This window comes from Klebsiella terrigena (assembly GCF_012029655.1).
Lineage (GTDB): Bacteria > Pseudomonadota > Gammaproteobacteria > Enterobacterales > Enterobacteriaceae > Klebsiella > Klebsiella terrigena.
In genome coordinates this window covers 2,923,466-2,935,208 of the sequence record NZ_CP050508.1, presented here as the reverse complement: position 1 = coordinate 2,935,208, position 11,743 = coordinate 2,923,466, and the positions used below count along the sequence as shown (strand labels likewise).

14 protein-coding genes are annotated in these 11,743 nt (G+C 60.7%); 9 read left to right on the top strand and 5 right to left on the bottom strand.

The window, feature by feature from the left end:
* Positions 1–5 precede the first annotated feature (5 nt).
* The 5 genes from HCK03_RS13840 (at position 6) to HCK03_RS13820 (ending at position 5,259) form a co-directional block, all read left to right on the top strand.
* On the top strand, positions 6–920 hold the full coding sequence (locus HCK03_RS13840) for an ABC transporter permease subunit (RefSeq protein WP_041145492.1): 915 nt from the start codon (positions 6–8) through the stop codon (positions 918–920).
* A 10-nt stretch (positions 921–930) separates the two neighbouring features.
* A complete protein-coding gene (gene livM / locus HCK03_RS13835) occupies positions 931–2,217 on the top strand; it encodes a high-affinity branched-chain amino acid ABC transporter permease LivM (RefSeq protein ID WP_167691757.1) in 1,287 nt (428 codons plus the stop codon).
* Positions 2,214–3,089 carry an ABC transporter ATP-binding protein gene (locus HCK03_RS13830; RefSeq protein WP_167691756.1) on the top strand — a complete coding sequence of 292 codons (876 nt, stop codon included), beginning with the start codon at positions 2,214–2,216 and terminating at the stop codon, positions 3,087–3,089. Before livM ends, HCK03_RS13830 begins: the two co-directional genes overlap by 4 nt.
* On the top strand, positions 3,086–3,802 hold the full coding sequence (locus HCK03_RS13825) for an ABC transporter ATP-binding protein (RefSeq protein ID WP_041145495.1): 717 nt from the start codon (positions 3,086–3,088) through the stop codon (positions 3,800–3,802). The genes HCK03_RS13830 and HCK03_RS13825 overlap by 4 nt, the downstream gene beginning before the upstream one ends.
* Before the next feature lie 173 nt (positions 3,803–3,975).
* Positions 3,976–5,259: a citrate synthase gene (locus tag HCK03_RS13820; RefSeq protein ID WP_041145496.1), complete on the top strand. Its 1,284-nt coding sequence runs from the start codon at positions 3,976–3,978 to the stop codon at positions 5,257–5,259.
* Positions 5,260–5,303: 44 nt separating this feature from the next.
* Here HCK03_RS13820 and HCK03_RS13815 read toward each other — a convergent pair whose 3' ends face one another.
* Positions 5,304–5,819 carry a DHHA2 domain-containing protein gene (locus HCK03_RS13815; protein ID WP_167691755.1) on the bottom strand — a complete coding sequence of 172 codons (516 nt, stop codon included), beginning with the start codon at positions 5,817–5,819 and terminating at the stop codon, positions 5,304–5,306.
* Positions 5,820–6,064: 245 nt separating this feature from the next.
* Here HCK03_RS13815 and HCK03_RS13810 point away from each other — a divergent pair, with 245 nt between their 5' ends.
* From HCK03_RS13810 to HCK03_RS13800, 3 genes are all read left to right on the top strand, one after another.
* A complete protein-coding gene (locus HCK03_RS13810; protein WP_115192782.1) occupies positions 6,065–6,742 on the top strand; it encodes a transporter substrate-binding domain-containing protein in 678 nt (225 codons plus the stop codon).
* A 95-nt stretch (positions 6,743–6,837) separates the two neighbouring features.
* The gene (locus HCK03_RS13805) at positions 6,838–7,329 is read left to right on the top strand and encodes a GNAT family N-acetyltransferase (RefSeq protein WP_045855351.1); all 492 of its coding nucleotides are present in this window, start codon (positions 6,838–6,840) and stop codon (positions 7,327–7,329) included.
* A 174-nt stretch (positions 7,330–7,503) separates the two neighbouring features.
* Positions 7,504–7,749, top strand: coding sequence for a DUF2543 family protein (locus tag HCK03_RS13800; RefSeq protein WP_041145498.1), 246 nt, complete (start codon positions 7,504–7,506; stop codon positions 7,747–7,749).
* Between the two features lie 50 nt (positions 7,750–7,799).
* Here the strand turns inward: HCK03_RS13800 and HCK03_RS13795 are convergent, their stop codons facing one another.
* The 3 genes from HCK03_RS13795 to bdcA all read right to left on the bottom strand — a co-directional run bounded on the left by HCK03_RS13795 (position 7,800) and on the right by bdcA (position 9,554).
* Entirely contained in the window at positions 7,800–8,261 is a 462-nt protein-coding gene (locus tag HCK03_RS13795; RefSeq protein WP_115192781.1) for an RES family NAD+ phosphorylase, read from the bottom strand.
* Complete coding sequence (gene parS, locus HCK03_RS13790) at positions 8,258–8,701, bottom strand: type II RES/Xre toxin-antitoxin system antitoxin (RefSeq protein ID WP_167691754.1); 444 nt, start codon at positions 8,699–8,701, stop codon at positions 8,258–8,260. The genes HCK03_RS13795 and parS overlap by 4 nt, the downstream gene beginning before the upstream one ends.
* Before the next feature lie 139 nt (positions 8,702–8,840).
* Complete coding sequence (gene bdcA, locus HCK03_RS13785; RefSeq protein WP_041145501.1) at positions 8,841–9,554, bottom strand: SDR family oxidoreductase; 714 nt, start codon at positions 9,552–9,554, stop codon at positions 8,841–8,843.
* Positions 9,555–9,627: 73 nt separating this feature from the next.
* On the opposite strand from bdcA, the gene HCK03_RS13780 reads away from it, so the two are divergent.
* Positions 9,628–10,221 (top strand): TetR/AcrR family transcriptional regulator, encoded by a 594-nt coding sequence (locus tag HCK03_RS13780; protein WP_228283741.1) that lies wholly within the window; start codon positions 9,628–9,630, stop codon positions 10,219–10,221.
* A gap of 77 nt (positions 10,222–10,298) precedes the next feature.
* On the opposite strand, the gene HCK03_RS13775 is transcribed toward HCK03_RS13780, so the two are convergent.
* Positions 10,299–11,510: an L-dopachrome tautomerase-related protein gene (locus HCK03_RS13775; protein WP_167691752.1), complete on the bottom strand. Its 1,212-nt coding sequence runs from the start codon at positions 11,508–11,510 to the stop codon at positions 10,299–10,301.
* Positions 11,511–11,743 lie beyond the last annotated feature (233 nt).

The window sequence follows — 11,743 nt, the reverse complement described above, 5'->3', positions numbered from 1 at the left end:
TTTCTATGGAAGCGTTTTTTCTGCAACAACTGATTAATGGGCTGACGCTGGGAGCCGTTTACGGATTAATTGCCATCGGCTACACCATGGTTTACGGCATTATCGGAATGATTAACTTCGCGCACGGCGAAGTTTATATGGTTTCCGCCTACCTTTGCGCCATCGGCCTGGCGCTGCTCTCGTGGTTCGGCATTCACTCCTTTCCGCTGCTGATCTTCGGCACCCTGGTGTTCACCATCGTGGTGACCGGCGTCTACGGCTGGACGATCGAGCGTATCGCCTATCGGCCGCTGCGCAACTCCACCCGCCTGGCGCCGCTCATCTCGGCAATCGGCATGTCGCTTATCCTGCAGAACTATGTACAAATCAGCCAGGGGCCGAACCAGCAGGGGATCCCGACCCTGCTGACGGGGGTGCTGCGCTTCGAGGTTGGCGACGGCGTGGTGCAAATTACGTGGACCAAAATATTTATTCTCGTTGCCGCGCTGGCGGGGATGCTTATCCTCTCGTGGGTCATTAACCATACCCGGCTGGGGCGCGTCTGCCGCGCGACGCAGCAGGATCGGCGCATGGCCGCGATCCTCGGCATTAATACCGACCGGGTTATCTCGCTGGTCTTTATGATCGGCGCCGCGATGGCCGGGCTGGCCGGCGTGCTGGTGACGATGAATTACGGCACCTTCGATTTTTATATCGGCTTCATCATCGGCATTAAGGCCTTTACCGCCGCGGTGCTGGGCGGGATTGGCTCCCTGCCGGGCGCGATGCTCGGCGGCCTGCTGCTGGGGGTGGCTGAGGCCCAGTTTGCCGGGATGGTGAACTCTGATTACAAAGACGTGTTTTCCTTCGCTCTGCTGGTGGCAATTTTGATTTTTCGCCCTCAGGGGCTGCTGGGTCGTCCGATGGTCGCAAAGGTTTAAGGGGTAAAACATGGGTGAAGTATCGCGCAGGCAAGGGCTGGATATTAAAAAAGGCCTGATTGATAGCGTGCTGGCGGGGCTGTGTGCGCTGATAGTGTTTGGACCGATTGTCGGCATTGTGCTGAAAGGCTACAGTTTTGAACTCTCCACCCGGCGGGTGGCGGTCATCGTCGCGGTGGTGATGGTGGGGAGGCTGCTGCTGAGCCTGCTGCTGCAAAGCCGCGGCGGACGCAAATTTATCGCCCGTTTTGAAGGGGCCGATGACGGCGTGTACGTTCGTTCGGTCGGCTATCGCTCGCGGCTGCGCTGGATTATGCCGCTGATGCTGCTGGCGGCGCTCATCTTTCCGGCTATCGCCACCAAGTATCTGCTGACGGTGGCCATTCTCGGGCTGATTTACGTGCTGCTTGGGCTCGGGCTGAATATCGTGGTGGGGCTCGCCGGGCTGCTTGATTTGGGCTACGTGGCGTTCTATGCGATTGGCGCCTATGGCCTGGCGCTGGGCTACCAGTATCTGGGGCTCGGGTTCTGGGCGATGCTGCCGCTGGGGGCCATCATGGCGGCGCTGGCGGGGGCGCTGCTTGGCTTTCCGGTACTGCGCATGCACGGGGACTATCTGGCGATCGTCACCCTCGGGTTCGGCGAAATTATTCGCCTGGTGCTGAACAACTGGGTCAGCTTTACCGGCGGGCCGAACGGCATTTCCGTGCCGGCGCCGACGTTGTTCGGGTTGGAGTTCGGGCGCAGGGCGAAGGACGGCGGGGTGCCAATCCACGAGTTTCTGCACGTTAGCTACAACCCCAACCTCAAGTTTATCTTTATCTATGGCGTGCTGTGCCTGGTGGTGGTGCTGGTGCTGTTTATCAAACATCGCCTAACGCGGATGCCTATCGGCCGCGCGTGGGAAGCGCTGCGCGAGGACGAAATTGCCTGCCGCGCGATGGGGCTCAACCACGTGCTGGTGAAGCTTTCGGCCTTTATGCTCGGCGCGTCGACCGCCGGTATTGCCGGGGTCTTTTTCGCCACCTACCAGGGCTTTGTTAACCCGACGTCGTTCACCTTTTTTGAGTCCGCGCTGATTCTGGCCATCGTCGTTCTGGGCGGCATGGGTTCAACGCTGGGGGTGGTGCTGGCGGCCTTTGTGCTGACCGTTGCGCCCGAGCTGCTGCGCGGCTTCGATGAGTATCGGGTCCTGCTGTTTGGCGTGCTGATGGTACTGATGATGATCTGGCGGCCGCGCGGGCTGGTGCGAACCAGCCGCACGGGGGTTTCCGTGCGCAAGGGAGTGGCACCATGAGCGACAGTATTCTGCGGGTAGAGCATCTGATGATGCATTTTGGCGGTATCAAGGCGCTTAACGACGTCAACCTTGACGTGGAAAGGGGATCGATAACCGCGCTGATCGGCCCGAACGGCGCGGGGAAAACCACGGTATTCAACTGCCTGACCGGGTTTTATCGCCCCACCGGCGGGGCGATTGTGCTCAACGCCCACGCCGCGATGACCGACGTTATTCAGGTCCTCGGGCAAAAGATACGTCCCGATGATTTTCTGCACCCGGCGCGTCTGGGGTCGAGGATCTACTACAAAATGTTCGGCGGCACGCATCTGGTGAACCGGGCCGGACTGGCGCGGACCTTCCAGAATATCCGCCTGTTTCGCGAGATGTCGGTTATTGAAAACCTGCTGGTGGCCCAGCATATGCAGGTAAACCGCAACCTGGTGGCCGGCATCCTCAACACCCGCGGCTATCGTAAGGCCGAAAATCAGGCCCTCGACCGCGCCTTCTACTGGCTGGAGGTGGTGGATCTGGTGGACTGTGCCAACCGGCTGGCCGGCACGCTCTCCTACGGCCAGCAGCGGCGGCTGGAGATCGCCCGCGCCATGTGCACCGGCCCGGAGATGATCTGCCTCGACGAGCCCGCCGCGGGGCTGAACCCTGCGGAGACGCACGCCCTTAGCCGAATTATCCGCTTCCTGCGCCAGCATCACGGCATCACCGTGTTGCTGATCGAGCATGATATGGGGATGGTGATGAAGATCTCCGATCATATTATCGTTCTCGACCGCGGGGACGTGATTGCCCGCGGTGCCCCGCAGGAGATCCAGTCGAATATCAGCGTTATCGCCGCTTATCTGGGCGCGGATGAAGAGGAGATTGCGGTATGAGTCAGCCGATGCTTGAGTTTCGCCAGGTGGACGTCTTTTACGGTCAGATTCAGGCGCTGAACCAGGTCTCACTGACGGTCAATGAGGGAGAGACGGTGGCGCTGATCGGCGCCAACGGCGCCGGTAAATCCACGCTGCTGATGTCCATTTTTGGTCAGCCGCGCATTGCCGAGGGGCAGATCCTCTATCGCGGGGAGGATATCAGCCGCAAATCCACCCATTTTATCGCCGGCAACGGCATCGCGCAGGCGCCGGAGGGGCGGCGGATTTTTGCGGATATGACGGTAGAAGAGAACCTGCTGATGGGGACCATCCCGATTGGCAGCCGCTATCAGGAAGAGGATAAGCGCCGCATGTATCAGCTGTTTCCCCGCCTTGAAGAGCGGCGGACGCAGCGGGCGATGACGCTTTCCGGCGGCGAGCAGCAGATGCTGGCGATTGCCCGGGCGCTGATGAGCCGGCCGAAGCTGCTGCTGCTCGACGAGCCGAGCCTCGGCCTCGCGCCGCTGGTGGTGAAGCAAATCTTTCAGATCCTGCGCGAGCTGACGGCGCAGGGGATGACGCTCTTTCTGGTGGAGCAAAACGCCCACCACGCGCTGAAGCTCTCTGACCGGGCGTACGTGATGGTCAACGGCCAGATCCGGCTCAGCGGTACCGGGAGGGAGCTGCTCGACAATCCGGAGGTCAGGAACGCCTATCTGGGGATGGTTTGATCGGTGACGCTGTCACGTATCCGCGGCGCTTATTGATTGATGGCGGCAATAATTACCCCTTTTAGCTATTCATATCAAAGAATAGCGGCCGCGCTGCGGCTATGTTGAAGATTGTGCCTGGAGAATCGATTCAGGTTGATGACTCGTTTGTTGTACAGGGGGAACTTTACAGGATGGCCACTAAACCGCTAACGCTTTCTTTCGCTGGGCAACAGCCTATTCCCCTGGAGACGGTCTCCGGGACGCTGGGCCGCGTGGGGATTGACATCCGCGCGCTCAATCAGTCGGAGCTCTGCAGCTTCGACCCGGGTTTTACCAATACCGCCGGCTGCCGGTCGGCGATCTCCTATATTGATACTGATAACAGCACGCTGCTGCACCGCGGCTACCCGGTAGATCAGCTGGCGCGGCAGTGCGAGTTCCTCGAGGTGGCGTATATCATGCTGCGGGGCGAGGCGCCGGATGAAGCCAGCTATCAGGCTTTCCGCAATACGATCACCCGCCACACGCTGGTGCATGAACAGATGTCGCGGATGTGCAGCGGCTTTCGTCGCGACTCCCATCCGATGGCCCTGATGTGCGCGATGGTCGGGGCGCTGGCGGCGTTTTACCATGACGTGCTGGACGTAGAAAACCCTGAACACCGCGCCCTGGCGGCCACGCGCCTGCTGTCAAAAATGCCGACGCTGGCGGCCATGAGCTATAAGTACGCTATCGAGCAGCCCGCGCCCTATCCGCGCAACGATCTCTCCTATGCGGGGAACTTCCTGCATATGCTGTTTGCGGTTCCGGCGGAGAAGTATGTGGTGAATCCGATTATTGAGGAGGCGATGAACCAGATTCTGGTGCTGCATGCCGATCACGGTCAGTGCGCGTCCACCACTACGGTGCGGGCCGCCGGCTCCTCCGGGGCGAACCTGTTTGCCTGCGTGGCGGCGGGCCTGGCCTCCCTGTGGGGACCGATGCACGGCGGGGCCAACGAAGCCAGCATGCGGATGCTGGAAGAGATTGAAACCGTGGATCAGGTGCCGGTGTTCCTGAGTAAGGCGAAGCGCGACCCGCAGGCCTTCCGTCGCCTCGGCTTCGGTAACTCGCGCTACCGTCACCTGGACCCGCGCGCCGCGATCCTGCGCGATACCTGTCACCGGGTGCTTGCCGAGCTGGGAATGTCGGATCGGCTGCTGCAGGTGGCGATGGCCCTTGAAGAGGTGGCGCTGACCGACCCCTATTTTGTGGAGAACGGCCTGTCGCCCAGCGTCGATTTCTATACGGCGGTGATCCTGAAGGCGATGAAGCTGCCTTCATCAATGTTTGTGGTGGTGACCGCCGTTGGCCGCACGCTGGGCTGGGTGGCCCACTGGAATGAGATGCACGAAGCGCCGCTGAATATCTATCGCCCGCGGCAGATCTACACCGGCGAAGCCCCGCGAGATTACGTCTCCCGCCGCGAGGCATAATCCCACGCCGCCTCCTGAGCGGGGCGGCGCATTACGTACTGCAATCACTCATCTGCTGCGGCCAGGCGCTCGGTCAGCCAGGGCAGAATTTCTTTTTTCCTGCTGGTCATGCCCGGGAGGGAGACCTGCTGGCTGGGGATAAGGCTGTTGGGCGTGAAGTAGAGGACGGAATGGTGATGGGTAATGTCGGTTAGCATCAGCACAACCATTTCCAGCCCCATATCGAGCCTGGCGCGCGCCATCTCCTGCTTCAGCCCGGGTAAATGCGGGCTGATACCGGTCATGTCGCGCACCTCAATCTGCGCGAGCAGCAGAGCGACGCCGTGGATCCGGTAATTTTTTGCATCGCGATGGAGCAGCTGCGCGGCGGACTGGCCCGCCAGAGAGGTTTTCTCCGCCAGCAGCCCGGCGACGAAGGCGTGGTAATCAACGCCGGCAATCTCGCGCAACATCGCCACCGCCTCGCGGTCCCGCGCCGTGGTGGTGGGACCGCTGAGGGCAACCGTATCGCTGAGAATAGCCCCCAGCAGCAGGGTGGCCTGGGCCGCGCTGAGCGGCATCGGGCTCTCGGTTGTCAGGATGGCGAGAATAACCGTCGATGATGAATCGGAAGCGATCCAGCACGCCGTTCCGCGCTTTTTAGGCGAAATAGCCGGACTTCGGCTCTGCACGGCGTGCGCAAATGACGCTATATTTTGGGGGCGCTAAGCGTATTTAGCATCGCCGGCTGCCGGGTCTTCGCGCGTCAGGCCGGGCAGCCGGTGCAATTCAGCCCCTCAATATTATCGCTTCCGGGAGAGAGTACATGAGCGCCGCCAACCCCCTACGTTTCGCGATTAACCTCGGCAACGCCGTTCTGGCAAAGACCCTTGCAGACGGGCAGCCGGGTGGGATTACGCCGGAGATTGCCGGGCGTATTGCGGCAGCGCTGGGCGCGACGCCGCAGTTTGTCACCTATCCGGCGGCGGGTAAGGTGGTGGACGATGCGCAAAATGATATCTGGGATATTGCCTTTCTGGCGATCGATCCTGCGCGCGAAGAGACGCTGCGCTTCACCCAGCCCTATATCACTATTCAGGGGACCGTGCTGGTCAAGGCGCAGAGCCCGTGGCGGAGCGTCGCCGAGATGGACAAAGAGGGCGTGGTGATTAACGTCGGCAAGGGCGCGGCTTACGATCTGCACCTGACGCGGCAGCTGCGCTTCGCCACGCTTAACCGTCTGGCCTCATCGCAGGCGGCCATCGATGCGTTTCTCAGCGGCGAAGGCGATATGGCCGCGGGCATCCGCCAGCCGCTCGAACGCGCCGCCGCCGGGCACCCCGGCTTTCGCGTGCTGGCCGATAGTTTCGTTCAGATAAACCAGGCGATTTGCGTTCCTCGACGCAGGGACGGGTCCTATCAACGGCTGGTTGCTCTGCTGACGCAATGGCAGCAGGACGGCTCGGTGCAGCGAATGATTGACCGCCATCTGGCCGGGCAGTAGGCCCGAATAACGCTGTGGCATCGAGAATGCCGCGCAAAGCGGCCGCCTGCAGCGTATTATGCTCGCAACCACATGAGTATAAAGAGGTTCAGGTCATGACTACCCCCGTTTTACGCCAGGCGACGCTCGCCGATGCCAGCCGCTGCTACGCGATTGAAATCACCTCTTATGAGGGCGATGAAGCCGCGACGTTAGAAAAAATCACGACCCGCATCGCGCGGTATCCGCAGGGCTTCCTGTGCATGGAGATCGCGGGTGAAATCGTCGGCTTCATCAACGCCGGCTGTGCCTGGGAGGTGGTGATGTCCGATGAGGAGTTTAAGGAGCTGGTCGGGCACGATGCCGCGGCGCCCAACGTGGTGATTATGTCGGTGGTAATGCACCCCGATTTCCAGGGTAAAGGCTACTCATCTCTGCTGATGCGCGAATTTCTGTCGCAGATGCGGTCGATGAATAAGAAGACCGTTCATCTGATGTGCAAGGACCGTCACGTCGATCTCTACGCCCACTTCGGTTTTCAGTACATCAAGCCATCGGCCTCCGATCACGGCGGCATGGCGTGGCACGAAATGATGCTTACGCTTTAATCTTCATTGTCCCCCGGCGGTTAACATTGCGGCTGATGCGCAGAGAGAAGGGCGTGCGCCGTTGAATTATAGGGTAGAATCGTCCGACGGGGCGTAACCCTGCGCCGGGTAAAAGTGGCGGGTTTACGCGTCGGGCGTTCAGTCAATCAATATCAACCCATGAGGAAAGACGTAATGACCAATGAAATACCGCTGAAGTTTTATGACATCGTGGATGAGTATGCGACTGAATCAGCTAAACCGGTCAGCGACTCCGAACGCGATCCGCTGGCCGCCTATTTCCAGGCGCTGATCACCCGCCTGATGGCTAACGAAGAGATCAGCGAAGACGTGCAGAAAGAGCTGGCCGCCGACGCCGGGATAGCGGAGTCGCGGATCGATGATATTGCGGAATTTCTCAACCAATGGGGCAACGAGTAGCCCCTCTCTGTGATGTCAGTGCGGTAGGAGCGACTGCGGGATGCGGTTCATTACGCCTTAAGGCGAGTATCAAAGCGGAAGGGGATCCTCTTTACGCTTGCCAGCAGATCGAAAACGGCAGGGTGTTGAGGATTGAATAGATAGTTATACTCCACCGGCGACAGGGCGCTCGGTACGCGTAACGCCGCTGATGCCGCGCTCGCGGCCCACTCGTCACCGTAGCGTGCCAGCCGGGCTGGCGCATCCTCGCGGGCCCAGTCCGCGGGGAGTGAGGCCGGATCGACGGTCAGCACCTGGTCGTCCGGTACGTCAATGCTCAGCAGCGTGAAATCATCCAGCAGCTGCGGCGCATTGATGTGCACCAGCGTTTCCAGCATGGTCAGCGAGGCGGCTTCCGACAAGTAGACCATCGCCGTGCCAACGCTGTTCCAGCGGCCGCCGGCCTCTTTCGCCCCAAAACCAGACCAGGCGGTCGTCAGAAAGCGGCTTTTAGTCAGGCGGTAGAGGATCACGAATAGACCCCGTGCTCCACGCGCGTGATCAGGCGCATCACCTCCAGCGCGCCGGTTTCAGAAGAGACCACCTCGGCCGGTGTTTTCCAGCCGAGCGCGCGGTTGGGTTCATTCATCCACTTCTGCGCCGCCTCTTTATCACCTTCGAACAGCTCCACCGCCCGCTCGATAACGCGAAGAATGCGCACCAGGCGCTCGCTTTGGTCGGCGGAAAAGCGCGATTTAATGCTGCGGTTAAAGGTGGTATTCGCAATGCCTGACATTTTGCGCAGTTCGGCAGGGGTGATCTCCGCCCATGCGGAAATTTGCCGGGCGACGGAACCTTCCAGCCCGTGGCTAATTTTACCCATCAGCGCAATGCCGTCCTCAGCGTCGAGGCCGATGGCGTGCCAGGGGCTAAGTTTTTTTTCTGCGTTCTCGGTCGGGGAATAGACTTTCATGGCAAACCTCCCATTTGGTACAAAAATTATACCATATGGAATGCGTTCGGCCAGCGGTGCCGACCCACATTTCGCGCGCCGGATCGTCAACAACTCTCAGGGAAGGGGGAACAGGCCACCCGCGGTGGCCTTTATCGGCCTATGCGCCAAACGCGCCGTCGATGGTGTGCATGGCGCCGGTGACGAAGGAAGCCTCGGGGCCTGCCAGCCAGGCAACCATGCCCGCCACCTCTTCAGGACGGCCGTGCCGTTTAATGGCCATAAAGCTGTGCATCAGCTCCTTCATCGGGCCACTCTCCGGGTTAGCATCGGTATCGATAGGGCCGGGCTGAACGACGTTGACCGTAATCCCGCGCGGGCCAAAATCACGCGCTAAGCCGCGCGCCAGCCCCTGCAGCGCCGATTTGCTGACGGCATAGGAAGCCATTCCTGAGATGGGCATGCGATCGCCATTCACCGAGCCGATAACAATAATGCGTCCGCCATCCGGCATTTTGCGCGCCGCCTCGACCGCAGCATGGTAGGGGGTGTGAATGTTGATACGGAACAGACGATCGACGGCATCGCTGTCCTGCTCCAGCGCATCGCCGAAGAGGATGATCCCGGCGTTGACGACCAGCAGATCCAGCGGCCCGCTGTCGCGCACCAGCGCCGTCACCGCCTCGCGATCGGCGCTGTCCGCCTGCACCGCGATGCTGCCGGTTTCTGCCGCCAGCGTAGCCGCCGCCTCCGCCGATCCGGCGTAGCTAAAGACAACCGAGGCGCCGTCTGCAGCAAAACGCCGCACGATAGCCGCGCCAATACCGCGACTCCCGCCCAAAACCAGTACCGATTTCCGTTGTGATGCAGTCATAGCTCGTTCCTCATGATATTGTAGTGAGGATTACAATATGCTTCGGCAAATCACGCTGTCAAGGAGTAATGTAGTGGGTACTACAAAACAGAGCCGCACCCCGGGACGCCCGCGTCAGTTTGATCCGCTGCAGGCCGTTGAAGTCGCGCAGCACCTTTTTCACTCTCGGGGTTATGACGCGGTCAGCGTTGCCGACCTGACAAAGGCGTTCGGCATCAATCCGCCCAGCTTCTACGCCGCGTTTGGCAGCAAGCTCGGCCTCTATAACCGCGTGTTGGATCGCTATAGCCGCACCGGGGCGATTCCCTTTGCGGAACTTCTGCGCGATGACCGTCCGGTGGTGCAGTGTCTGATGTCCGTGCTGCACGATGCGGCAAGGCGCTACGTTGCCGACCCGACGGCCGCCGGATGCATGGTGCTGGAGGGTATCCATTGCAATGACCGGCCTGCGCGCGAGGCCGCGAGCGAGCTGCATACTGCTGCAGAAGACAGTATTCGGGCCTATATCGCCCGGCGCTATCCGCAGGACGCCGAGCGGCTAACCGACTTTGTCAGTACGCTGATGGCCGGACTTTCGGCAAAAGCGCGGGCGGGAGATAGCCTGGCGCGTCTTCAGGAAACCGTAAGCCTGGCGGGCCTGGCGCTCGAGCAGCTGCTGCCTCGCTGAGGCCAGACCCTGTACGAAGGGGGAAGGGCGTGAATTGCGGAAACGGCCGCGGCGCATTTCCGTGGCATATTCCCCGCTCAGTTGCTGTCGTTAGCCGCATCCAGGCGCAAACGCCACAGCTCGTAGCGTTCATGCCCCGGTTTTACCGCTCCGGCGAAATGATCGTTCAGGCTGCTTGAGGTGAATATCAGGTCCCCCTCAGGTCGGATTGCCGGAGTGTCGGGCCAATGTACCCCCTCGCTGGAAGCAATCAGCGACATTGATTGGGTTCTGGGGTCGTATTTGACGATGCCGTTACGGGTGACATCAGTGATGTAGAGATTGCCTCCGGCGTCGGTCACGATACCGTCGGTGTTGCCTCCCACCGTGCCAATATCCTGGATCTGGTCAGCAATCTGCGCATCGGTTGAGCCGCTCTGACGCAGAACTGCCGTCGGCAGCGCATGCGCCCGGGTGCCGGTGGTCACCGTCCAGTACAGCGTGCCGGCATCCGGAGAGAGCGCAATGCCGTTGATACCGATCAGCAGCGGATTACCCGGCCAGACATCGGCCCCGTGCGAGACAACTTTTACCCCCGCTTCAATCTGCAGGTCCGGGTGGCGATCGAGCACCCGCCGCGCCGCGCCGGTGGCGAAATCGACGACGATGAGACCTACCTGATTGTTGGGAGCACTGCGGGTTCCGCTGTCGGAGATGTACGCGATGCGGCGCTTCTCATCGACGACGACGTCGTTGAGGAAGCTCGCCTTGCGGTCCGCCACGCCGTCCAGGGCGATACTTTTAACCGTGCGGCCAGACGTCAGATCCAGAATCATCAGCTTCTGGGCCCCCACCGGCGATTCAGTTTCACCTGCGACAAAGCCCATATCCAGCGCCCACAGCCAGCCGTTGTGGCGGTCGACATAGAAGCCGAGTACGTTGCGCAGGCTCTTATCGGCAGCGGAATTCACCGCATTTCCCTGCAGAGACGGGAAGGCGGTCAGGCGTGCCGGACCCGACTGGAATTGGGTATCGAGGATGCTTAAGGTGGCCGGCGCCTCGGCTGACACCAGGCGCGGCGTGCTGACAAAGGCCGTGCCTTTCGCGTCAAAATGGATACCGGCGATGGGGGCATTAACCGATCCGGAGAAAACCGCCGGAATAGCCCCGTCCTGTGGGGTATCCCAGCTTACGCCAGCATAGCTGCGCCAGCGTTCTGGTGAGGCCAAATTTGCCGCGCTGGCTACGCTGGCAAAAGAGAACAGCGCCGCCATCGCAATGGCGGACATACTCCGGGTACGGTTAGGCATAAATGTGCTCCGTTGAATGAATAAGTCAGGAAATCGAGACGTCAGCAGGGTCGAGCATGCGTCGCTGATGCATCCGCGCGGGAACAGCCGGTTGGCCTGTCGGTCACCAGAGTTTACCGACGCCCGTGGGGCAGGTTTTATGACGGCGGAGAAAAAGGCGTGGCTCATAGTGCTGCGCTCCCGGTGATGAATTGCCGTCACTTTACTCATCGCCAAAGTGGAGATAAATTAGC

Bases quoted from the DNA above. Each gene is read 5' to 3' on its own strand.
- HCK03_RS13840 (WP_041145492.1), top strand. From the start codon at position 6: ATGGAAGCGTTTTTTCTGCAACAACTGATTAATGGGCTGACGCTGGGA.
- livM (WP_167691757.1), top strand. From the start codon at position 931: ATGGGTGAAGTATCGCGCAGGCAAGGGCTGGATATTAAAAAAGGCCTG.
- HCK03_RS13830 (WP_167691756.1), top strand. From the start codon at position 2,214: ATGAGCGACAGTATTCTGCGGGTAGAGCATCTGATGATGCATTTTGGC.
- HCK03_RS13825 (WP_041145495.1), top strand. From the start codon at position 3,086: ATGAGTCAGCCGATGCTTGAGTTTCGCCAGGTGGACGTCTTTTACGGT.
- HCK03_RS13820 (WP_041145496.1), top strand. From the start codon at position 3,976: ATGGCCACTAAACCGCTAACGCTTTCTTTCGCTGGGCAACAGCCTATT.
- HCK03_RS13815 (WP_167691755.1), bottom strand. From the start codon at position 5,819: ATGCCGCTCAGCGCGGCCCAGGCCACCCTGCTGCTGGGGGCTATTCTC.
- HCK03_RS13810 (WP_115192782.1), top strand. From the start codon at position 6,065: ATGAGCGCCGCCAACCCCCTACGTTTCGCGATTAACCTCGGCAACGCC.
- HCK03_RS13805 (WP_045855351.1), top strand. From the start codon at position 6,838: ATGACTACCCCCGTTTTACGCCAGGCGACGCTCGCCGATGCCAGCCGC.
- HCK03_RS13800 (WP_041145498.1), top strand. From the start codon at position 7,504: ATGACCAATGAAATACCGCTGAAGTTTTATGACATCGTGGATGAGTAT.
- parS (WP_167691754.1), bottom strand. From the start codon at position 8,701: ATGAAAGTCTATTCCCCGACCGAGAACGCAGAAAAAAAACTTAGCCCC.
- bdcA (WP_041145501.1), bottom strand. From the start codon at position 9,554: ATGACTGCATCACAACGGAAATCGGTACTGGTTTTGGGCGGGAGTCGC.
- HCK03_RS13775 (WP_167691752.1), bottom strand. From the start codon at position 11,510: ATGCCTAACCGTACCCGGAGTATGTCCGCCATTGCGATGGCGGCGCTG.